Genomic DNA, 24074 nt, shown 5'->3' on the forward strand with positions numbered 1-24074 from the left:
ATGAATAAAACTTGCGAACAAGTTTGGGAAAGGTGTCTTAATATAATTAGGGATATTGTGGAATGGCAGCCATTTAAAACCTGGTTTGAACCTATTAAACCGATCCAGCTTGAAAACAATGTTTTAACGATTCAAGTACCTAGTCAGTTCTTCTATGAATATCTGGAAGAACATTACGTTGGTTTATTAGGCAAGACAATCAAGCGTGAACTGGGGAAAGAAGCAAGGCTGGAATATCGCATAGTAGTTGAGAACGGAACACCCCATCAACATCCTAAAACCGTGAATATGCCAGGGCAATTCACTAAGACCAAGAAAGACAGCGAAGTTGATTTTCCGCTTACGATACAGAATCCGGTAAAGAACCCATTCGTTATACCGGGTATCAAACGCGTTCAAATAGACTCACAGCTGAATCCTCACTACACGTTCGATGCTTACATCGAAGGTGATTGCAATCGCGTGGCACGCAGAGCTGGTAAAACAGTATCTGAGAAACCAGGTGGTACCTCCTTCAATCCATTAGTAATATATGGTTCTGTTGGTTTAGGTAAAACGCATCTGGCGCAGGCGATCGGTAATGAAGTGAAACGTCTTCATCCCAACAAAGCAGTGCTATACGTAAGCGCTGAGAAATTTATCAATCAGTTCATTGATCACTCTAAGAATAGTATCATCAATGACTTCATTCACTTCTATCAGCTCATCGATGTGCTGATCGTTGATGACATACAGTTCTTTGCCCGTGCAGAAAAAACACAGGATGCGTTCTTCGCTATCTTCAACCACCTGCATCAATCCGGTAAGCAACTCATATTAACATCCGATAAGTCACCCAAAGATCTGGATGGCTTGCAGGAAAGATTACTGAGCCGCTTCCGCTGGGGTCTAAGTGCCGACATGCAAATGCCGGACTTCGAGACACGTATGGAGATCCTCGAAATGAAGATGAAGAATGATGGTCTTGAAATGCCGAAAGAAGTAGTGAAGTATGTTGCTTATAATATTCAAAGCAATGTACGCGAACTGGAAGGTGCACTCATCTCCCTGCTCGCACAATCTTCTCTCAACAGAAAAGAGATCGACCTGGAACTCGCTAAGCGTGTACTGAAATCTTTCGTTAAAACTTCTTCTAAAGAAATTACCATCGAAAGCATCCAGAAAATGGTATGCGAATACTTTGATGTACCTTATGATAAGCTCCTGCAGAAAACACGTAAACGTGAAATCGTACAGGCCAGACAAATCACGATGTACCTTGCAAAGTCTTTTACAAAGAATTCACTAAAAACTATCGGAGAGCACTTCGGCGGACGCGACCACACTACGGTGATCCACTCCTGCCAGACAGTGAAAGATCTGATGGATACTGATAATACTTTCCGTGATAATGTAATTGAATTGCAACAGAAAGTACAGTTGGCAGCTATGTAAATGAAGCCCCTATAAAAACCTTATTATTTCCCAGGCAGTAAAAGCCTGGGATTTTTTTTTATATTCATAGTCATCAACCACCTCGTCGGTTAACAATTTGATAATTACACCTCATAAGGAACAACCAATACCTTTGCACCATTGATGCACCTTATGCCAAAAGATTGTCAACATACACACTGGGATGCTATCCGCACGGGTAATGAAGACGCTTTCCGTCAGCTCTTCGAGCTGCACTGGCAGGACCTCTTCACCTACGCGTGTCGTATCACCCGCGATCCCGCCACTGCGCAGGACGCGGTCCAAAGTGTATTCATCCATCTCTGGGAAAAACATACCACCCTCCCCCCTGTCACCGCCGTACTCCCATACCTACGCACCGCCCTCAAACATCGACTTCTCAACGCTATGCGCGATGAAAACCTCTACCAAAAACATGTCGATACCTTTCACCAGGTAGCCGAAAACCATCATGCTACCCCCGCTCACGAACAACTCCACCTCAAAGAAACCGAACAACAATTATTACAATCCATCAATCGCCTGCCCGAACGCATGAAGGAAGTCTTTTACATGAATAGAGTGGAAGACCTTTCTGTCGCTGAAATCGCCCTGCGACTGGGTTCCAGCCCTCAAACGATCCGTAATCAACTCAATACAGCGCTTCAGCGGATTAAACATATTTTTATTGTAGAATAAAGCACGATCGTTGCAATAGTTGCATCTTATCTCCTATAGCCTATTAAACATATCTTATAAGACTTTAACGACGACTCGTTTGATGGTCACCCAATTGATAATTATAAAGTAGTCAGAAGTTATATTCAGGAACAGGTGATTGAAAAAGGTCTTTAATGACTAATTTACCGGGTTGCATTTTTTATTATGCATTTATAAAACTATCACTTTATCTCCTCTTATAAACCTTGTCCCCTTCACCACTCCTATGCCATTAAACCGATATTCCACTCCCACTATATCCACCGGCATATCCGGGCAATCCAAAGCATACGCCTCCATCCCATTCACAAAGAACTGCATATGTCTATCCTTTGCCACCACCTTTACATTTACCCACTGCCTCAAATCACACCCAAACTTCGACAGATCGGCTACCCCGCTCCCTACCGATGCCCCTGCTGCATACAACTGCAAATTCCCCACACACCCCTTCGCACATAACGGAATAATGATCACATCATTTTTACACAGTATAAGCACTTCTATCCGCTGACAAGCACTCGTTCCCTGATCATATTCACTCTTCAAAGTTGTCTCGAAAGTAAAATTGTCATCCTGTATCCCCTCCATATCCCGCACATTATAAAACCGCAACGCAGGCAATGCTGGCTGTAACGCCACATTATAACCCGACAGTACTGCTGCAGAAACAGCTATGCTATCCGGATACTGGAATTCTTCTTTTTTAAAGTAAAGCGGTACATCATTCTCTTTTTCCAGTAATGCCAGCCATCCCCCGGAGGCAATCATCAGGTCATGCTCCTTCATGATTTGATCTCCTACCATCAGCTTTGCCCGGAAATACCCCGGCACGTAATAAATGGTTGAATATACTTTCTCCGTAGCTGACACCCGCATCTTTCGCCTTACATCCCAGGATTGAGCAATGTATACATCACCCTTTCCCGCGGCAGTAGCATCATAATTAAAGACCACTGAATTCGGCACGCCTTCCATCCTCACCTTATTACTACTAAACTTAAATGCAGCAGGATTAAGTGGTGGCTTCCTGTTTGATACCAGAAAAATAGCAGGTAGTATTAAAAGCCCTAATAACCAGATGCCCCGTTTTCTTGACGGCGCTGTTTTTTTCGGCAACTCCTGTAAATTGGGCACTGAGGACGAAACCGGTAAATCGGTTACTGAAGAAGAAACTTGTAAATCAGTCGCTGAAGGCGAAATCGGTAAATCGGTTACTGATGGCGAAACTGGTAAATCAGTCGCTAAAGGCAAAACCGGTAAATCAGTCGCTAAAGGTAAAACCTGTAAATCAGTCGCTGAAGCCGAAACCTGTAAATCAGTCACCGATAGTGAAACCTGTAAATCAGTCACCGATGGCGAAACCGGCACAGCCCCCTGCTGTTTAAAATCCCTCCAATCTTCAAAACCGGCAAACTTTGCCAAAGTATTCAATGTCGTTACCGCAGGTATATTCTAATATTTCAGCTTCCCCCACAACCGCTTCAAGGTGGTAACACTCAATGTCACACCCGTCTTATCCTGTATCGCCACACTCAACTTTTCGAAGTCATAATTCGTCCATTCACTACTCTTCCCCCAGTTCAAACGGGTTTCGATAAGCGACACACAGTTATTTATATAATTTATGTCAATATTCTTAGTCATTGCATTTCAGACTATTACAAAATTGCACCGACTTGCACAAACTTGCTCAAGCCCTGCTTCAAAGGGAAATTACTGATTATTCACATTTGCAGTACTTATCCGCTCACAAATTTAAAAAGCAGAACATGACAAAAACAGTCACCGGTCTATTATTAGCATTATTACTAGCAACCCATGTGAACGCACAACACAACGCTGCTAAAAAGGAAGTCAGGGTAGCACTGCAGGCAGCTAACTGGGAATACCAGCCTGATGCAGTTGAATTCCTAACTTATAAATCTGTACCATCCCTGAAGATCACTGGTAAAGGCCCCGTCATCCTCAAAGACCTTGACTTTAAAGATGGCACCATCGAATTCGATATGGAACCCATTGGCAAAACCTTTACCTCTTTTTACTTCAGAAGGAGCAGCGACAAAGAATCGGAATGTTTTTATTTCCGGCTATTCAAAGCCCCCAACATCGATGCAGAAGATGCTATTCAATATGCGCCCATCATTAAAGGGGTCAACCTCTGGGATATGTTATACCAATACCAGCGGAATGCAATGATTGATACAAGCGGATGGAACCACGTAAAACTGGTGATCTCCGGTAAACAAATGCGGGTATTCGTAAATGGAAGAATGGATATGCCCCTCGAAATCCCTTACCTGGAAGGGTCGAATGATCACGGCGGACTTGCTTTAGAAGGTCACGCGATCTTCGCCAATCTTGTTCTAAAACCAGATCAGGTAGAAGCACTTTCTCCATGGCCCGGCACCGACATCACTGACAACGATGCCCGTTACCTACGGAAATGGCAGATCAGCCAGGTGATAAATATGCCTGAAAAGATTGATTTCAACTATGACCTGCTGCCAAATAAAACTACTGCCTGGGATACTATCCGGGCAGAAAGACGTGGGCTCATCAATCTTACCCGTAAATATGGAGGTGCTTCTATGGGGCCGCGCAGGGTCATCTTTTTAAAAACCACCATTTATGCAAATAGTCCGCAAAAAAAACAGCTACACATGGGATTTAGTGATGAAATTTATGTATTCATCAACGGGCGACCTTTATACATGGACAAAAACCTCTATGGTGCCCCTTTGATGAAAAGCCCTGATGGTCGTTGTACCATAGATAATACTTCATTCGGGCTGCCGTTAGCCCAGGGTGCCAATGAACTGCTCATTGGGGTGGCTAATAATTTCTATGGCTGGGGTATCATTGCTCAACTGGATAACCTGAATGACGTCTCGATTGAAAGGTAATAAAGCATACCGTCAGGGACATTCATCCAACCTTACCATTCAATAAGTAAATAGTCTATTCACTGGTTCGACACTTGTCGCCTTCCCCTATACGAAGAAAACAAGTTGTATCAATAATAAATAAACCTTTTCAGGATTACTAAATAGACTAGCTACCGCTGTCAGGTACCCGAATGAAAAGAGACCATATCTTACTTATGATACGGCCTCTTTTCTTATTATAGCTCAATAAGTGGAAAGTATTTCAAATAAAAATTTATCCTATAGATTCAGGCATATTATTTACGTCAGGCAACTGCTCTATCCCTTCTAATTCAACTTTCAGAATAATAAACCCAAAAAAACTTTCCCTCCCAATAGTTATTCCCCCCTTTCTTCGTGTCTTTATATCAAATGGACAAAAAGGACCTTTCATCACTCTTAAAAAAATACCAGCAGGGCGACTGCACCAAAGAAGAAGAACAACTTCTCTTTGACTGGCTCGACGCCCTGGAAGCCGACGCCTCCGACGTAGCCCCCGCTACCGACATCGACGCCGTCAAGCTTGCTATGATGGAAGAAATCCCCCTCCTCTCCAACAAAAAGAAACAATACATCTGGCTCAAAGCCGCAGCAGCAGTACTCCCGTTAATCATCGGTACGTACCTACTCTGGCCCCGCCAACAAAAATCACTACTGGCTGCCAACTGGCAAACCATCACCAACACCAGCCACCGCATTCAAAAAGTCTATCTGCCAGATAGCTCTATCGTATATCTCGGTGCCTACAGCACCCTTCAATATAATCCCTCAAGAAAAGTCATATTAAAAGAAGGAAAAGCTTTCTTCGATGTCAGGACTAATCCGGCACAACCATTTATCGTATCAGATGCCAGCGGTGTACGCACTACCGTACTCGGCACCTCATTTATAGCAGAATATAATAACAAGGTATCCCGTATCGCAGTCGCCACCGGCAAGGTAAGCGTGCAAAGCGGCGCCAGCAAAACCACCATACTGGTACCCGATCAACGCCTCACCTGTGCCAAAGGAACCGTTATACAGGACGTCATCTCCTCCGCCGATTTATTAGCATGGACAAAAGGAGAGATCATCCTGCGCAACGCCTCCTTACACGACCTGGTACTCGCTATCAGGGAACACTACGGGGTCACTGCCACTACAAAATTGGATACCAGGAAAGGAAGCTATAACCTCCGTATTACTGACAAAATGCCTTTACAGGCACTACTGGAAGTGGTGGAGAAAATATCGTATAAACCGAAAGTTCATTTCAAACTGCAGCATGATCAACTGAGCATTGAGTAGCATGAAGCTGTAGAAAAAGCCATCATTATTTAAAATTTATAACCGGTGTTACACACCGGACAGGGAATTATTTGCCCTTCAGCAAGCCTTAACAAACACTATATATGCACACAGACAACGCACTTTTCTCAACCCGCGTCAAACACGCATTCGCAGCCACTATGGCCCTGCTACTGCTGGTTACCTCCGCCATGGCCAGACCATCATCCGGCAGGCAGGAACTGCACAAAATGCTACAACGCTTCCAGGTTCAACAAGGCAGCCTTTCCACTGCCCTCAAACAACTGGAATCTGCCGCCCAGATCAGTCTTGCCTACGATGAAGATGCCCTCAGGAAAGTCCAGGTGCACGCCAACACCTATCGCAAAACCGCGGTGATCGCGATCCTCCAGGACCTCCTCAACCAATCTTCTTTAAAATTCGAAGAACGCTACAACACCATCTTAATCTATGACAGTGCTGCCTCCCTGGCTCACACCAGCCTCCAGCAAGCTGCCAACGACATCACCATCACCGGTTCTGTATCTGACAAAAACGGCCCCCTCATCGGCGCTACCGTTTTCGTAAAAGGAACTACCAAAGGCACACACACTGATGCCAGCGGTCAATTCAAACTCACTGTACCTGAAAATGCAACCATCACTATCACAATGATTGGTTACAAATCAGCAGACATCACCATCGGTGCAGAACGTACTTTCAACATTGTATTACAGGAAAATAGCCTGAACCTGAACCAACTCGTTGTAGTAGGTTACGGTACGCAGCGTAAAGCTACCGTATCTGGTGCGATTGCTGATGTTCAGATGGATAAACTCACCTCCCGCTCACTGAACGACGTTACCGAAGCGCTGCAAGGTAAAGCTGCCGGTGTGATCGTATCTAACAACGGTGGTGATCCAACCTCTAAGCCAACTGTATACGTGCGTGGCTTAGGTGGTATCAATGGTGAATCTGCACTCTATGTAGTGGATGGATCTATCTACACCGGTGGTCCTATCAACCCGAACGATATCGAATCTATCAACGTTCTGAAAGACGCCTCTGCTGCCATCTATGGTGCACGCGCTTCCGGTGGTGTCATCCTCATCACTACCAAGAAAGGTAAATCAGGTACTGCGACCGTCTCTGTTGATGCTAAAACCGGCTGGCAATGGGCTGCTAAAAAACTCGACGTTCTCACTGCTAAAGAATTTGCAGACGTTGAAAACACTGCCTACGATGCTGCTGGTATCGCTCGTGCCGATGCCTTTAACGCTGACATCTATCCTGATGGACAAATCACCCGTACCGACTGGCAGGACCAAATTTTCCGTACCGGTAAAATCCAGGACTACAACATAGGCGTAAACGGTGGTACTGACAAGAACCATTACTACATGGGCTTTGGTTACCGTAACAACGAAGGTATCCTTCTCAATACTAACAGCGAGCGCTATACTTTCCGCCTCAACTCCGATGCGCAGATCAAACCATGGTTGAAGATCGGGGAAAACATGAGTTATACTTATAACAACGGTAACGGTGCTAACACAACCAGCCCTTATACCGGTGTTATCTTCACTGCACTAGGTTACCCACGTAACGTGACACCTTATACTGCTACCGGTGCTTTCAGCGGTCTGCCAGCTGCTTATGCAGGTTCTTATGGTGACCTCGCCAACCCGGTTGCTACCCTGATGCGCCTGGATTCCAAAACGCCTGTCAATGCAATCAACCTCAACCCTTATGCTGAATTAACCTTGACCAAAGACCTGACCTTCCGCTCTAACTTCAGCGTGACCAAGTCTTTCAGCGATCAGAAAACATTCACTACCCGTGCGCTTGAAATCGGTAAGATCAACAGCAACAACTCACTGGTTGAAACAATCCAGGACTACTCCGATATCCTGTCTGAACAAACATTGAACTATGCACACCGCTTCGGTCTGCACAACATCAATGCTGTTGCAGGTTACACTTATCAACATCATACTGAAAAATACCTCATCGCTTCTGCTAACTCTTTCAGTGATGAGCGTGATGTATATCGTTATTTTGACAATGCTGCTGCATGGTCTAAACCAAGTAGTGGTATTGAGCAGGATGCCGTGGAATCTTTCCTCGCCCGTGTGAACTATGACTACAACAACAGGTACCTCTTCACCATCCTGGGTCGTCGTGATGGTAGCTCCCGCGTGGCAGCACAGAACCGCTACCAGAACTACTACTCTGTATCTGGTGGTTGGGTATTGTCCGACGAAGATTTTATGAAAGACATCAAATGGCTGAGCATCGCGAAACTCCGCGCCAGCTATGGTGTATTGGGTAACCTGGGTAGCGTTCCTGCTAATGCACTCAACGTAAACCTGGCTTCTGTTTCTGTATACACAGGTGCTGAAGGTACCCTGTCTACAGGTTTAGCTGAAAATGCGCTGTCCAATCCAAACCTGAAATGGGCGGAATCAAAACAACTCAACTTTGGTACTGACCTCGCATTCTTCAAAAACCAACTGTCATTAACTGCTGATTACTTTATTAAGACCACCACTAACATGGTGATGCAGGTGAACCCACCAAGTACTGCAGGTGTGAGCGAAGGTATGTACAAGAACATGGGTGAGGCACGTGATAAGGGTATTGAACTCGGTCTGAACTACAATGGTAAATTTGGTAAAGACTTCACTTACGGTGTAGGTGCTACCATGACTAAAGTAACCAACAAACTGTTGTCACTGCAAACAGGTCTGAACGAAGTTGTGAGTGTTGCTTCTACCAACATCCGTAGCTCCCTGACGCCGCTGGTAACACGTGTAGGTAATCCACAGTATTCTTTCAACGTGATCAAGACTGCCGGTATCTTCCAGTCACAGGCAGAAGTTGACAGCTATGTAGGTCCTGATGGCGTAACTAAGATCCAGCCTAATGCAAAAGCAGGCGACCGTAAGTTCGTAGACAAAAACAATGATGGTGTGATTGATAACAATGACCGTCAGATCGTAGGTAGTTTTTACCCTGGCTTTACATATGGTTTCAGTCTGAACGCTGCTTACAAAGGTTTTGATTTGAACATCTTTGCACAGGGTGTACATGGTAACAAGATCTTCAATGCACTGAAGTATACGAACATGAACCCAAGCATTGGTACTAACTACAACATGCTGAAAGGTATTCTCGATGCATGGACACCAACACATACGAATACAGATGTAACACGTGTGATCTCTACAGACCTGAATGGTAACTATGGTAATACATCTGACTGGTATATCGAAGATGGTTCTTATCTGCGTATCAAGAACGTTACACTTGGTTATACATTGCCAGTACACCTGACGAATGCAGCGAAGATCGGTGCTGTACGCATTTATGCTACCGCAAATAATTTGCTCACATTCACAAAATATAAAGGATACGATCCTGAAGTAGGTATGGATAATTACGGTATCGATGTAGCCCGTTATCCACAATCAAGAAGCTTCTTACTGGGCTTAAATGTAAACTTCTAGTAGAGGGAATGATGCTAAGCTGGAAGATGCATACTGAGCTTGAATGCAAATTTCTGGTCGGGTAATGAATACTAAAAAAGAAGCTTAAATGTAAGCTTCTGATCAAGGTAATGAATACTACACAGGAACATTCATTCTAAGCTTAATTATAACCTTCCAGCCGAAGTAATGAATACTAAACAGGAAGCTTAAAAGTAAACTTCTATCAAGGTAATTAATACTACAATAATGAAACGTCTTATATCTTTATCATTCTCCATCCTCCTCCTCGCTGCTTGTAACAAGAAGCTGGAGATCACGCCGGCAGGTACTCCTACCAGTGGTAACTTCTGGACAACATCAGACGATGCTGTCGCTGGTGCCAATGCCTTATATTCCGAATTTGACAATGAAAACTTTTATGGTCGTGGCTACTGGTGGTTTATCAACGCCAGTGATGACATGGTTACCGGTCGTGTAAAAGCGGAAGGTGATAATATCAAAAACTTCAACAGCAGTTTCATCGGCGGTTCCTACACCGAATCACAATGGAAGATGCGTTACATCGTGATCAAACGTGCGAACGATATCATCAAGCATGTTCCAGCTATCGACATGGACGAAACCCTGAAAAACCGTATCCTCGGTGAAGCATATTTCTTCAGTGGTCTCATGTACTTTGAACTGGCTTACACATATGGAGATGCCCGCGCAGGTGTACCTATCGTAAACCGTGACAGCACTGTAGGCGATGCACCTATCCCACGTGCTGCAAATGTAGACGTAGTGTATGACTACGTAGCCAGCGAACTGCAAAAGGCGGCTAACCACCTCCCATACTTCGATACTTACACCACTGATCAGTATGGCCGTCCTCACAAAACAGCAGCCTGGGCATTCATGAGCAAAATGTACCTCTACAAAAAGGACTATGCAAATGCAGAAAAATATGCTGACTCTGTAATCAACAGTGGCAAGCATGCATTGCTGCCAAATTTCGCTGATGTATTTACTATTGCTAATAACTGGACCAGTGAATATATTTGGTCTGTATATTCTAACTCACAATCACCAAGTGGCTGGGGTAGCATTCTGCCAGGTGTGATGCTGGAAAACAAAGGTTGGGGTGAATACAATGGCTGGGGCTATTATATGCCAACCAAAGAGTTGTATGACTCTTACGAAACTGGTGACCTGCGCAGAGAAGCAACGATCCTGAAACCAGGAGATAACTTTACTTACTTTGGTACGGCTAAGACGTATGCTTCTACCAACAGTTTGTCTGGCTATCAGTTCCGCAAGTATATGGAGCCGTTCTCCTATGCCAATCAGGCACACGTGAGTCCGAATGGTGATCACCCGACGACTGACCTGAACCTGCCACTGATCCGTTATGCAGAAGTGTTGTTGATCAAGGCAGAAGCGGAGCTGATGCAGGGTAAGAATGCAGATGTTGAAATCAATAAGATCCGTAACCGTGCTGGTCTGGCGAGTGTAACGAATGCTACAATGACTGAGTTGAAAAAACAACGTCGTTCAGAACTGGCTGGTGAATGGGCAAACCGTCACTTTGACCTGGTAAGATGGGGTGATGCACAAGCCACTTATGCTCAGCCATTGCACGGGTATTCTGGTTCAGTGGTATGGCCTGCACGTACCTTCAATCCTGCGATACATAATGTATGGCCGGTGCCAAGAACAGAGGTGACCAGCAGTAATGGTGTTGTGACCCAGAATGCCGGATGGGAATAAATCATTTATATAATAATCCCGTCCTCCCTTTCCCAGGCCCCTTTTGGGCCTACCTGGGAAAGGGAGGACGGGAAATAATCAAACTTCAATAAACCATGAAAAAATTACTTTTATCCTCACTACTATTTACCACCTTCCTAGCACAAACCCAGGCCCAAACATATACCCAGGCTCAAACACAAACTCAAGCCCAATCCCAGGTCCAGACTCAGCCTCCATCTCTGGCTCAAACAAAAACCCTGGCCCAATCACAAACAAAAACCTCCCTTCCAACCTACACCCCTATCAACGCCCACTCCCACAACGACTACGAACAACCCATTCCCTTCCTCTCCGCTTACACCCGCCACTTCGGTAGCATCGAAGCCGACGTCTACACCCAAAACAACTCTTTATGGGTCGCTCACGAAACCAAAGAACTCACCCCTGACCGTACCCTCGAATCCCTCTATCTCATCCCATTAAAAAACAACATCAAAAAAAACAACGGCACCGCCTATCCAAATTCCCACGACACTCTCCAACTCCTGATCGACTTTAAAACCGACAGCATTGCCACCATGGCAGCCCTCATAAAGATCCTCTCCAAATACCCCACCATCACCAACAACCCCACCATCCAGATCGTGATCAGCGGTAACCAACCGGATCCCAAACTATGGCACACCTACCCCTCCTACATCTTATTCGACGGCAAGCGTGAAGGCACCTATCCCGCGGACGCTGCCAAACGCATTCCCATGTACAGCACTGATCTGAAAAACTTTACCCAATGGAATGGCAAAGGCATCATCATCAAACCTGAACATGACCGCATCCAACAATGGATAGACAGCGTACACACCCTTGGTAAAAAAGTACGCTTCTGGGATACTCCTGACAATCCAAACACCTGGAAGACTTTCATGAACCTGGGTGTCAACTATATCAATACTGATAAAGTAGAAGCGATTGCCGACTTCCTCTCCAACCGTGCAAACATTGAATACAATGCGACCATGGCACCGCACGAAGTCTACCAAGCAAAATATATCAACAACGACAGTCTTATTACCATCAACAAAGTCATCCTTCTCATCGGCGATGGTATGGGTCTCACGCAGATATACTCCGGCTTCACTGGCAACCGTGGCCAGCTGAACCTCCTTGAAATGCTGAACATCGGCTTTTCAAAAACCTACTCATCCGACAGCTATATCACCGACTCTGCTGCCGGCGGCACCGCCATGGCATCAGGCAAAAAAACCAATAACCGTTACGTTGGTGTAGATGCCACCGGCGTTGCGATTCCTGCCATCCCTGACCTCATTGCGCCTAAAGGTTATGTATCAGGCATCATCAGCGCCGGTGATATCACCGATGCGACTCCTGCTGCCTTCTATGGCCATGCACAGGACAGAAGTTACGAAGATGCTATTGCAAAAGACTTCCTCAACAGTCCTGTCTCCGTCCTGATCGGTGGTGCTCCCCGTCACTTCAATGCACGTGGGGACAAATTGGATATGCCTGCATTATTAAAAGAGAAAGGCTACACCTTCACGACTAAATTAGAAGACCTCGACACTATACAATCTTCAAAATATATCAACCTGACTACCCAGGCAGAGCTCTCCATGCAGAATGGTCGTGGAGAATTTCTTTCTAAAGCACTCACCAAAACCATCCACACCTTAAACGCCAATAAAAAAGGCTTCTTTATCATGGCCGAAGGAGCGCAGATAGATTATGGTGGTCATGCTAACAAACTCCCTTATGTCATCACAGAAATGATGGACTTTGACAAAGCCATTGGCGAAGCCATGAAATTCGCAGATGAAGATGGTCATACCTTAGTGATCGTTACTGCCGATCATGAAACCGGGGGGCTATCCCTGTTAGATGGCAACATCTCCAAAGGTCAGGCTGACGGTCATTTCAGTACCAATGACCATACAGCGGTGATGGTTCCGGTATTTGCTTATGGGCCTAATTCATTGTTATTCAGAGGGGTGTATGAGAATACAGAGATCTTTAAAAAGATCATTGATCTGTTGAAATAAAGGACCAGGTTCTTTAATAATAGATTGTAAAAAGAAACGGCGCTTAAAATAATAAGCGCCGTTTCTTTTTATATTTATACCATGAAATCAAAAAACATCCTTTACCTTTTTATCCTGAATGCATTGTTATTCCCCCAGTTTACACATGCGCAGACAGACAGTGCAAAAATCATGTTAACGAAGTTTTACAAGGCTTATATTCCGACTGTTGATTCCAGCACCGGACTGCGCCAAATTGAAAAATTGCAGAAACAATATAGTACCGCCAAACTCATCTCCTGGGTAAACAAGCAAACTGAAACAATGGAGTTGGACTACGATCCATATCTGAATGCACAGGATGCTGACAAGGATTGGGTAAGAACATTGCAAATCGAAAAAGATCTAAAAACACCTAACTTGTACAATATATCCTTTTTGGATAACTACGAAAAGAAAAGACATTACATAAAAGTCTTCGTTTCCAAAGAAAGAAATCAATATAAAATCAGCGGATTTAAAAACTAATATTATGGGATGGAAAGCTGCGTCAATAATTATCAGCAATGTCACTACAGTAGATGCTGAAAAGCTCTTGCAGGAACTGGGGTTTGAACAATTCACAACGATTGATGATGAGCCGTATGACGTAGCTGTTTATCCTGAAAAATGTCAGATATTCATAGGTGTGTATAAAAATAATCTGATCATCTCTTCCTGGGAAATAACGGATCATTCTTTCGGTAAAGAGTTATCAACATTTGAACAAAAGCTGTCTAACCTTTTCCCGGCTTCTGAAATCTGTACCATACAATTACATAGCGGAGTCAATCACTGGGGATACGCTATTGTAAAGAATGGAGAAAAGATTCGTGTAAGATGTGGTAATGCTGACCAGGGTACCATCATAGAACTAGGCGAACCTTTGTTGGAAGAGCAGGAACTCCTCTCCAAATCTGAAATCAAAGATGGTAGAAGGATCTATCATTTAAGAGACGACGAACCTTATGAAGAGGACCAGGTAGGAGAAAATTTCGTATCCTCAATATGGGCAAGGTATACCGGTAAAGAGTTTTTTGAAGATGAGGATATGTTTGAGTTCATGCTGTCAGGTTTTAATACAACCAAAGCAGTCTCCTCAACCCAACCAACTCACAAGCAACAGTCTGCTTCAAACCAGCAGTCAGTAACAGACCAACAGTCTGAAAACACTAATGTCACAAAGCCCTGGTGGAAGTTCTGGTAATACCCAGCTTCTACTCTTTCCAAAAGCCCATTCCCTGAAATCCTTTTTCAGGAATAACTCCTTATCTATTTAACTCGTCCACCCCACCTTTGCACCCACCTCTCAATTATTTCTGTGATCTCCTAACTCCCTCTTCCCCTCAACCTTTATATTTACCTCCAATGAAATCCAGGATCCTCCAATTCATCATCCTCCTGCTTCTCTACAACTCACTCCTGCATGTCAAAGCCCGCCCCATCTCCGCCTGGCACATGCAGCCAATCACTATTCAATCTCCCTGGGCCTCACAGGTATCACCCTCTCATCCCCTCCCTGAATACCCCCGCCCTCAAATGGTCCGCACCCAATGGCAAAACCTCAACGGCCTCTGGGACTACGCCATCACTGCCTGGGATGCTGCCGCTCCTTCTTTTTACCAGGGAAAAATTCTCGTCCCTTTTCCAATAGAATCCGCGCTTTCCGGTGTGCAACACGCGCTTCTACCTAAACAACGCCTCTGGTACCACACTACTTTCAAAGCCACTCCCAAACAAAGAACCCTCCTTCATTTCGGCGCCGTCGACTGGAAGGCTACCGTCTACCTCAATGGCCATAACCTCGGCGCACACCTCGGTGGCTATAATCATTTCTCTTACGACATCACTTCTTTCCTCAAACCAGGTAACAACGAATTAATCGTCAGTGTCTACGACCCTACCTCCCAGGGCAATAACCCACATGGCAAGCAAAGCCTCTACCCGCGTAAAATATTATACACTGCCTGCAGCGGCATCTGGCAAACCGTCTGGTTAGAAACTGTACCTGACACTTACATCGCCGGGTTCACCCTCACACCAGATCTTGATAATAATGAAGTACAGATCAAAGTGGCCGTTTCATCTCCTGATGGACAAAATGCAATTTCCGTTTCTATACCTCATGATCAATTCATACCTCATGATCAATCTACACCTCATGATCAATCCATATCCCATAATCAAAATACCATTCCTGTTTCATCATTCGACACTCACAACTTCGACTCTCATCACACCATCCCTGTTTCATACCCCAGCACTCAAAACACATTGCCCATTTCATCCTCCAATCCTCAAATCACATCTACCACCTCTGCTCATTATACCATTCAAGCTATTTCAAACAACATCACCACCGCCCCCTCTGCTGGCGACAGCCTCACCCTACACATTCCATCTCCCCATACCTGGAGTCCACAAGATCCTTATCTCTACCCCCTCACCATCCGCCTCTTAAAAGACGGCATCATCACCGACTCCATCACCAGCTATTTCGCTATGCGTAAAATCACCTTAGAACCAGACGCCGCCGGTCGTCCCCGCATCTTTCTCAACCACAAATACCTATTCAACCTCGGCGTCCTCGACCAGGGCTACTGGCCAGACGGTATTTACACCGCCCCAACTGACAGCGCCTTAGCCTACGATATCAACATCATCAAACAAATGGGTTTCAATACCATCCGCAAACACATCAAAATCGAACCTGACCGCTGGTACTACCACTGTGACAAACTAGGTATGCTCGTGTGGCAAGACCTCATTCCCCCTGCCGGCTATACCCAGGCCGACGCCTCCGTATTCGAAGACGAAAGCCCAAAAATCATCCAACAACTTTACAACTTCCCCTCCATCATCGTCTGGACCTTATTCAACGAAGGCTGGGGTGCTTACGATCAACTACGCCTCGCCACCCAACTCAAACGCTACGATCCCAGCCGTCTCCTCAACGCTCACTCCGGTGCTAACATGGATGAATACAGCGAAGGCTACCCTTCTCAAATGTGGGCAGGCAGCGACTTCGTCGATGTACATAAATACCCTGGCCCTTCCATCGGCCCCTCTTTACCTCAAAAAGCCGCAGTACTCGGTGAATGGGGAGGCATCGGTGTAAGTATAACAGGTCATCGCTGGGAACCCGATCAGTCTTATAGTTATCTCGATGTCACCCGCGCAGAATTTCCTGACTACTACCAGGCACTTATGCAATTATTGTATTTATACGAAAGAGCTGGTTTATCAGGGGCTATCTATACCCAACCATTTGATGTAGAAAGAGAAGAAAATGGATTAATCACCTACGATAGAAAAGTTCCCAAAATGCCAGTGCCTGTGATCAGGGCTATCAACGATTCGTTATTGACTGCGATTGCTCACCATTAGTTACCGCGCCATATTCCCATTTATCCTGGATACGATACAACATCCACCAGTAAGGCACACTCACTACCAATTGTATTAACAGATATTCCGGTTTATCCTGCACAATACCCATCACCAAAATAAAAATCCCCCAACAAACACCTATCCCCCAATTCCAACGAATCGCAGACTTCACCTCAAACCATAACAAAAAGTATTTTACGATATAAGCAATCGACAACAGGAAATATCCTCCAATCGCTACATTTCCCATTATTTCATCTGCCAGACTATACTCCTCCGGCATAGCCGCATGCCCCACCATCGCTGCTCCTAAACAAAGAAAAAGCACGCCCACCAGCACACCGGCTAATAAATAAATCTTTAACAACAATGGCAGTAGATTTCTTCTGCGTAGGTTAATATCCATAAATATTATTTTCTCATGTACCAGGTACGCCAACAACCCATTCGCGCCATGCATATGCAAATGCAGGGCATCCATGTAGGTTCCTTCTTAAAAAACTATAAATATTATTTTCTCATACACCAGGTACGCCAACAACCCATTCACACCTACATATGCAAATGCAGGGCATCCATGAAGGTTCCTTCTTCAAAAACTATAAATATCCCACTTACCTCCCCGGTAATGGCTACATACTATTTATTTTCGGAAGACTTCAGCGCCACATAAGTACCCGCACTAATACCCAATAAGATAAGGTTATTCATGGGAATAACAGGCATAATCTTATCAATCATATCATCAGAAGAAGCATACCCTGCCAACTGCAAATTGATCACCGTTCTCCATATAAACCAGATCCCAAAAAACAAATTGAACACCACCGCCTGAAAACGTGGAATACTAATCCCTGTTTTATCAGACAGGATATCCAGCCAGAAACCTTCACTTTTCATGTCTTTTGAATTCTTCTGCGGCGCAGCTACTTCCTCTTCAGTCGCTTCTGTCACCGCTTCTTTGTATTTGTTATCATCCGCTACGTCTACAATGCGTGCAGAGGCCGTGGTCAATGCGCCAATACCCAGGAGTAATAACGTAGAAGTATCAAAAGTCGGCATCTTGCCGGTAGCAGCCAGGATACTGATAAAGGAAACCAGTATGATAAAAGTCCACCAGAGTAACTGTAACCTGGAATAACTAAAAGGTTTGGGATCTATGTTACTGGCATCGCAGAGTATACAAAAACGTTTCTGCATCCAAATGGCCATCACGACCCCTAAAATAAAAACTAGCAGGTAAATAACTTGTGCATTCATGGTATAAGGAAAAAATAAGTCGCTTAGTACGTGTTCGTTTAGTTTGTATTCGCTTAGTATGTCTTTGTTTAGTTTGTCTTTGTTTTGAGTTCCCGCTTAGATAGAGCTTCCTGTTCCCAGCGGTATTGGATTTTGTAGATCATAATCCAGTAAGGAATGGTCAATACCAACCCATTGACCTGGCTCATTTTTGTACCACCCGTAAAAAAGCCGACTCCCAACATCACCAACCAAATCGCACCCATGATCCAGTTATACCGGATGGCCCATTTCACTTCAAACCAAAGAGACGCTGTCATCGAAAAAATAATAGCTGAAAAGAGTGCGGCCATACCCACCAAACCTGCCATCACCAAATAATTCTGCCCGAACGCTCCAAGTATGAGTTGTGAAAACCCCAACGCAAATAAGATGGCCAGAAAGAAGATCACAGCCACAACAAAACCTATCCAGATGTAAACTTTCAGGAAAACAGGTAACAAACTTCGACGGCGAATACGAAATTCCGTCCCGAAATTATCCTCGAAAATAGTTGGCTGTTCCATAGATATTATTATATAGCAAATATACACAATACATCAGCTATTTCATAGGGGTAGCGGTAAGGGCTTCTTTTTTTGAAATGGCTATGTGTTCCCAGCGATACTGGATCTTGTATAACATGACATAATAGGGAATAGCTACTACCAATGGAAGGGAGAGTTCAGTTAAATCCGTTCCGGTCCAATCATCGAACGAAATACCTATGACAAACAGGAAAATAGCCAACAGGATTGCTCCCAACGCCCAGTTATACCGGATCGCCCATTTGGCTTCAAACCAGAGAGCGGCAACAGCCGTAAAAAATATTGTGATCAATCCCAATCCTACGGAGAGTTCAACGACTACCAACCATCCTGAGTCGCGTCTTTTATAATGATGATGTTTAAGAAGGTCGGAGCCTATAGAAAATAATAAAGCGATCAAACAGCCTAACAATATCAGGAACCCAATCCAGATGTATACTTTAAGAAAAACAGGTAACATGCGGCGACGACGCACCTGGAATGCTGTGGCGAATTGTTCTCCGAAAATAGAGGGTTGCTCCATAGGTTATTAACTATTTTATAGGGCTGATTTTTTTACACTCTTTGAAAGGGCATGCTTCTCCCAGCTGAACTGGATATACTTAAATGATTTCATTTCCCCAGAGAAACTGAATATTCCTAAACAGCTTCATTCTCCCATTTATCCTGGATCTTATATAACATCCACCAATATGGGATTGTCAATACCGCTACTATAAAAATAGGAATTTTAATCTCTCCCATAAACAAAACAAAAAATAATGATAAGGCATATAACCCTGCTCCTACCCAATTATACCGGACTGCCCATTTCCTCTCAAACCATAACAAAGCTGTCATGGCAAACATAATCCCCGCCCAGATAATCTCTGCCCCCAATCCAACGGCGACCTCCCACCTCCTTATTCCTCCCAGCAACCGGAAAGGCATTAAAGAAGCAGCCCCCAGGAAAAGAATCCCTGATAGCACCATCCCTACCCAAATATAAATTTTAAGAAAAACAGGCAACAGACTCCTTCTGCTAACCGGGAAAAAAGGTTCGTCGAAAATACTCGGTTCTTCCATATCAACAGGATGTTAATATCTCCTTTTCCGGCCTGGTAGTTACTATCTCCTTTTCCGGTCTGGTAGTTATTATCTCCTGAAGAATAGTGTCTATTTCCTGTCTGATAATTGCGATCTCTTTGTCTTTAAAGGAGATCCGCTGATGATTACCAATAGTTAGGGTCACATCCTTTCCTTTTCTACCTTCATAATAATCCAATAGCACTTCAATCAGTGACTCGCTATCTCCACTTAATCTAACCCCTGCTATTTCAGCAGATAAGAACCAATGATTAAAGCGATACTTTATGTCTGGTTCCAGACCTTTGTCGTCCAGGAACTGGTTTAATTCTTCAAGACCTCTACCTTCTATTAATATGTCTGTTTTCATAACATGGGAGTTGTCATCCCATATTGCTATGAGGGGGGATAGGTAATATTCCCCCTGGTGGATTTGTGGATAATAAATAGGTTTGCTTATTACCCCTGATGCGTCTCTAAATAATAATCATATTTATTCAAATCCAGCTTCTCCCCTAACAATTTCTCCACTGCCGCCTGCTGCGCTGCTCCTACCTGATAAATATTCAAATAATCTGCATCCCCATCTTCCGCTTCCCAAATCTTACTAATCTCCGCCACTTCCAACTCAACCAGGTACTCACTCACAAAATCCTCACTTCCCTTCAAATAATAAGCAATCGTTCTTTCCATAATTTATCATTTTAATTAAACAGCCGGCCTCCACGAAGCCGGCTGCAAGTTATTATCTTTTACTCTTAAACGTTGAAGTCGTCCACGAAAAACCCAGTACCATTATACTATCTTTTACCCTTAAACTCCAAAGTCGTCCACGAAAAACCCAGTGCCATTATACTACCTCTTACCCTTAAACTCCGAAGTCGGCCACGAAAAGCCCAGTGCCATTATACCACCTCTTCCCCTTATACTCCGAAGTCTTTCACTTAAAAGCCAATTCCATTACACTACCTCTTCCCCTTAAACTCCGAAGTCTTCCGCCATTCCGGAAACCTTTCCTCATTTGCCAACGTCTCCCCTACATCAAACAAGAACCGAATATCCTCCACCATCCCTGACAACTCCCACGTATCATCAAACTGATCAAACGGTGAATGATACCTATCCCTTCCATAAGCAGCCCTATGATTCGGCACCCACGCTGAATCATGCAGCAATGAATGTTCCCCCGCCCCAGGATACAAAGAAGGAATCCCCACCTTTGCAAAATTGAAATGATCTGACCGGAAAAACCACCCTCCAGAAGGATTCGCCTCCGGAATAATCGTCCTCCCTTGCTTCTTCGCCGCTCTCTCGGCATAATCATCCAGCTCTGACTGCCCCTTACCAATGATCGTAATATCCGTCGTACGACCAAAAGTATTCATCACATCCATATTAATATCCGCCACTGTAGACTTCACAGGAAACAAAGGATGCGTTGCATAATACTCAGATCCCAACAGCCCCTGCTCTTCCCCTGTCAGCGCTATAAAAAGGATAGATCTCCTTGGCGCATTTGGCAGACTCCTGAAAGCCTTTGCCAGACTTAACAACGCCGCTGTACCACTGGCATTATCCGCTGCACCATTATAGATTGAGTCACCCCTGATCACTTCTCCTACACCCAGGTGATCCCAGTGTGCAGAGTAAATAATGTATTCATTCTTTCTGTCTGTACCTGGCAACTGTGCAATCACATTATGAGAGGTAGACTTCTTGATCTTATTCGTAATCTCCAGGCTGGTAGTCACCCCTAATGGCACTGCCTTAAACCCTGGATGCTTCGCTTTCTCAATTACATCAAACGGCACCCCTGCCAGCGCAAACACTTTCTTTGCTGACTCCAGGGTTATCCAACCTTCCATCGCCGCTCTTGACATATTATCATCCGCTGTCTGCAGGTCCAGTCTTGGTTTAGACCAGCCGCTCCTCACCACATTCCAACCATAGCTGGCAGGCAAAATATCATGAATGATAATCACGCCAGTGGCTCCTTTACGGGCAGCCTCTTCGAATTTATATGTCCAACGACCATAATAGGTCATGGTCTTTCCTTTGAATAAAGTGCTGTCGTAAAAACCTGGATCATTCACCATCACAACAACGGTCTTCCCCTTTACATCCAGCCCCTCATAGTCATTCCATTTATATTCCGGTGCATCAATCCCAAAGCCGGCAAACACCAGTTCAGAATTATCCACATTTACCTTCTCTTTTACACGACGGGTCGCAATCACATATTCGTCCAGGTAAGGCAGGGTTACGCTCCCGCTCTTTCCTGTGATCACCAAAGGCCCGCTGGGCTTAGAAATAATTTCCACCATCGGTACTTCCTGAAAAAAACTATCCCCATTTCCTGGCTGCAGTCCGATCTCTCTGAAGCGGTCTTCCAGGTATTTGATGGTTTTATCTTCTCCAATGGTAAAGGGTTTACGCCCCTGAAATACATCAGAGGATAATACAGTGATGTCGCGGGCAATACTTGCCGAGTCTATGCTTTTAATGGCTACTGAATCCGCTGTAGCAGCCTGCTTCTGCTCAGGTCCTTGACAGGCAAAAAGGCCGACCAGGGGGATTATACGGTAGAAATATTTCATGCAGCGTACGTTTTGGGGCTAAGATAATGCACTTTTAATTGAAAAAGGGCCCTGTTGTGGCAGGACCCTTTATAATATCTTTATATGATAATCGCTTTTTCGAAAATTCTGCATTATTGCTATGAGTAATGCATTCAATTTAAATGTTTTCCTCTTCTACTACCGATCATCTTTTTACCCGAAATCCTATAATATCACTCTGGTCAATGCTTTCCCCCACATACCTACACTGTAGCCGCCGGCACTACCTTTGAAATCGTTGCCCTCTTCTCCCCTTTCCCCACATTCCTACACCGCCGTCGCCGGCACTACCTTTGCTACCGTCACCTTCTTCTTATCCTTCTTCTTCCCTTTCCCCCACCACACTATAAACCCAGTCACCGGCAAACTCGCACAAATCAAACTCACTATAAAAGCAATAATCTTCCCAATGATCCCACCTATCGCCCCCACATGTATATCATAATTCATCCCGATCAACTTCTCCCCCGCATTTCTATCCTTCCCTGTCACCTTCGCCAGCATCTTCCCTGTATACTTATCAAACTGAAAATCATCTCTATCATAATACACCTCATTCCCCCAATAAGCCGACATATACACCACCGCTGCCTTTCCACTATCCGGAGTACTCAATCCAATCCTTTTAGCAGCCGGATTATCTTTTTGCACACTCTCAAATGCAATATCCAATCCTCTCTGTGGTGTATTCGCCAACGTCGTATCGGACACCCCATTCTTATGCGCCGGCGGCGTAATACTCCTGGAAGCCACCACATACACCGTCGTCTGGAACCACTTAAAGGACCACACCATCCCTGTCAATGCCAATACCAGCGCAACCGCCATGGCATAAAACCCAAGTACATTGTGCAAATCATAGTTCACCCTCTTAAAACTCGCCTTCCATTTTATCTTAAAACTCTGCTCTCTTGTAGCCTTCGTCCATTTCTTAGGCCACCAAAGGATCAACCCGGTTATTAACAAGATTACAAATATCAACACACTCCATCCTACAATCTGTTCGCCCACCTTCCCGCTCAACAACAAGCTCCAATGAATCATTTTCACAATCGCAAAAAAGTCATACTTGAAATCATGGTGTCCAACCACCTCACCAGTATAAGGATTCAGGAAAACCGCCTCATAATATTTCACACTTCCAAAATAGGTGAGGGCTTTGGGATCTCCCGCTACATAAGTCATAAACTCCCATGCTCTATCCTTATCGGTATAAGTCGTTATATAGTTTACTTTCTTATCCGGGCCCAGCGCTTTCCCAGCATTATTTATCAAAGTACTGATAGGCAGGGTAGCGGTCTGCTGAGGCTGTACGAACATGATATCATGATGCACCTTTTCAGAAATTTCCTTCTGAAAAGCGAACAAACATCCCGTAATGCTTACGATAAATACAACAATTCCGGAGGCTAATCCAAGCCATAAATGTAACCAGGCATTGAGTTTTGCCCGCCAGGATTTTCCCTTTTTTCCTGTTGGCTGAGTTTTTTTATTCATGTCGCTTCGCCCTTATCAGTTGATATAGAAATGG

The 24074-nt window shown here is 44.5% G+C and carries 22 protein-coding genes; 11 read left to right on the forward strand and 11 right to left on the reverse strand.

What is annotated here, in order from left to right; genetic code table 11:
* The first annotated feature begins 57 nt into the window (after window positions 1–57).
* On the forward strand, window positions 58–1434 hold the full coding sequence (gene dnaA / locus SIO70_RS00005) for a chromosomal replication initiator protein DnaA (RefSeq protein ID WP_235643371.1): 1377 nt from the start codon (window positions 58–60) through the stop codon (window positions 1432–1434).
* Window positions 1435–1578: 144 nt separating this feature from the next.
* On the forward strand, window positions 1579–2133 hold the full coding sequence (locus tag SIO70_RS00010; protein ID WP_320578261.1) for an RNA polymerase sigma-70 factor: 555 nt from the start codon (window positions 1579–1581) through the stop codon (window positions 2131–2133).
* 192 nt (window positions 2134–2325) lie between these two features.
* On the opposite strand, the gene SIO70_RS00015 is transcribed toward SIO70_RS00010, so the two are convergent.
* Window positions 2326–3273: a hypothetical protein gene (locus tag SIO70_RS00015; protein WP_320578262.1), complete on the reverse strand. Its 948-nt coding sequence runs from the start codon at window positions 3271–3273 to the stop codon at window positions 2326–2328.
* A gap of 10 nt (window positions 3274–3283) precedes the next feature.
* Here SIO70_RS00015 and SIO70_RS00020 point away from each other — a divergent pair, with 10 nt between their 5' ends.
* Window positions 3284–3613, forward strand: a complete 330-nt coding sequence (locus SIO70_RS00020) for a hypothetical protein (protein WP_320578263.1) — start codon at window positions 3284–3286, stop codon at window positions 3611–3613.
* Here SIO70_RS00020 and SIO70_RS00025 read toward each other — a convergent pair.
* Window positions 3610–3762 (reverse strand): hypothetical protein, encoded by a 153-nt coding sequence (locus SIO70_RS00025; protein ID WP_320578264.1) that lies wholly within the window; start codon window positions 3760–3762, stop codon window positions 3610–3612. The two genes, SIO70_RS00020 and SIO70_RS00025, sit on opposite strands and share 4 nt — an antisense overlap.
* Window positions 3763–3926: 164 nt before the next feature.
* On the opposite strand from SIO70_RS00025, the gene SIO70_RS00030 reads away from it, so the two are divergent.
* From SIO70_RS00030 to SIO70_RS00065, 8 genes are all read left to right on the forward strand, one after another.
* Window positions 3927–5060: a hypothetical protein gene (locus tag SIO70_RS00030; protein ID WP_320578265.1), complete on the forward strand. Its 1134-nt coding sequence runs from the start codon at window positions 3927–3929 to the stop codon at window positions 5058–5060.
* Between the two features lie 393 nt (window positions 5061–5453).
* Entirely contained in the window at window positions 5454–6368 is a 915-nt protein-coding gene (locus tag SIO70_RS00035; protein WP_320578266.1) for a FecR family protein, read from the forward strand.
* A gap of 104 nt (window positions 6369–6472) precedes the next feature.
* Window positions 6473–9856, forward strand: a complete 3384-nt coding sequence (locus tag SIO70_RS00040) for a TonB-dependent receptor (RefSeq protein ID WP_320578267.1) — start codon at window positions 6473–6475, stop codon at window positions 9854–9856.
* A gap of 228 nt (window positions 9857–10084) precedes the next feature.
* The gene (locus SIO70_RS00045) at window positions 10085–11587 is read left to right on the forward strand and encodes a RagB/SusD family nutrient uptake outer membrane protein (protein WP_320578268.1); all 1503 of its coding nucleotides are present in this window, start codon (window positions 10085–10087) and stop codon (window positions 11585–11587) included.
* A 95-nt stretch (window positions 11588–11682) separates the two neighbouring features.
* Window positions 11683–13626, forward strand: a complete 1944-nt coding sequence (locus tag SIO70_RS00050; RefSeq protein ID WP_320578270.1) for an alkaline phosphatase — start codon at window positions 11683–11685, stop codon at window positions 13624–13626.
* Window positions 13627–13707: 81 nt separating this feature from the next.
* Window positions 13708–14133, forward strand: coding sequence for a DUF3828 domain-containing protein (locus tag SIO70_RS00055; protein ID WP_320578271.1), 426 nt, complete (start codon window positions 13708–13710; stop codon window positions 14131–14133).
* A 4-nt stretch (window positions 14134–14137) separates the two neighbouring features.
* Window positions 14138–14851: a DUF6928 family protein gene (locus SIO70_RS00060; protein ID WP_320578273.1), complete on the forward strand. Its 714-nt coding sequence runs from the start codon at window positions 14138–14140 to the stop codon at window positions 14849–14851.
* Between the two features lie 161 nt (window positions 14852–15012).
* Window positions 15013–17031, forward strand: a complete 2019-nt coding sequence (locus SIO70_RS00065; RefSeq protein WP_320578275.1) for a glycoside hydrolase family 2 protein — start codon at window positions 15013–15015, stop codon at window positions 17029–17031.
* On the opposite strand, the gene SIO70_RS00070 is transcribed toward SIO70_RS00065, so the two are convergent.
* From SIO70_RS00070 to SIO70_RS00110, 9 genes are all read right to left on the reverse strand, one after another.
* On the reverse strand, window positions 16994–17515 hold the full coding sequence (locus tag SIO70_RS00070; protein ID WP_320578277.1) for a hypothetical protein: 522 nt from the start codon (window positions 17513–17515) through the stop codon (window positions 16994–16996). The two genes, SIO70_RS00065 and SIO70_RS00070, sit on opposite strands and share 38 nt — an antisense overlap.
* A gap of 158 nt (window positions 17516–17673) precedes the next feature.
* Window positions 17674–18294 (reverse strand): hypothetical protein, encoded by a 621-nt coding sequence (locus tag SIO70_RS00075; RefSeq protein ID WP_320578279.1) that lies wholly within the window; start codon window positions 18292–18294, stop codon window positions 17674–17676.
* A gap of 68 nt (window positions 18295–18362) precedes the next feature.
* On the reverse strand, window positions 18363–18839 hold the full coding sequence (locus tag SIO70_RS00080) for a hypothetical protein (RefSeq protein WP_320578280.1): 477 nt from the start codon (window positions 18837–18839) through the stop codon (window positions 18363–18365).
* Between the two features lie 37 nt (window positions 18840–18876).
* The gene (locus SIO70_RS00085; protein ID WP_320578283.1) at window positions 18877–19383 is read right to left on the reverse strand and encodes a hypothetical protein; all 507 of its coding nucleotides are present in this window, start codon (window positions 19381–19383) and stop codon (window positions 18877–18879) included.
* A gap of 116 nt (window positions 19384–19499) precedes the next feature.
* Entirely contained in the window at window positions 19500–19925 is a 426-nt protein-coding gene (locus tag SIO70_RS00090) for a hypothetical protein (protein WP_320578285.1), read from the reverse strand.
* A gap of 1 nt (window position 19926) precedes the next feature.
* On the reverse strand, window positions 19927–20295 hold the full coding sequence (locus SIO70_RS00095) for a hypothetical protein (protein ID WP_320578287.1): 369 nt from the start codon (window positions 20293–20295) through the stop codon (window positions 19927–19929).
* Window positions 20296–20384: 89 nt separating this feature from the next.
* Window positions 20385–20618 carry a hypothetical protein gene (locus SIO70_RS00100; RefSeq protein WP_320578289.1) on the reverse strand — a complete coding sequence of 78 codons (234 nt, stop codon included), beginning with the start codon at window positions 20616–20618 and terminating at the stop codon, window positions 20385–20387.
* Between the two features lie 272 nt (window positions 20619–20890).
* Window positions 20891–22522 carry a M28 family metallopeptidase gene (locus SIO70_RS00105; protein ID WP_320578291.1) on the reverse strand — a complete coding sequence of 544 codons (1632 nt, stop codon included), beginning with the start codon at window positions 22520–22522 and terminating at the stop codon, window positions 20891–20893.
* 288 nt (window positions 22523–22810) lie between these two features.
* Window positions 22811–24040 carry a PepSY-associated TM helix domain-containing protein gene (locus SIO70_RS00110; RefSeq protein ID WP_320578293.1) on the reverse strand — a complete coding sequence of 410 codons (1230 nt, stop codon included), beginning with the start codon at window positions 24038–24040 and terminating at the stop codon, window positions 22811–22813.
* Window positions 24041–24074: the final 34 nt, after the last annotated feature.

This window comes from Chitinophaga sancti (genome assembly GCF_034087045.1).
Taxonomy (GTDB): domain Bacteria; phylum Bacteroidota; class Bacteroidia; order Chitinophagales; family Chitinophagaceae; genus Chitinophaga; species Chitinophaga sancti_B.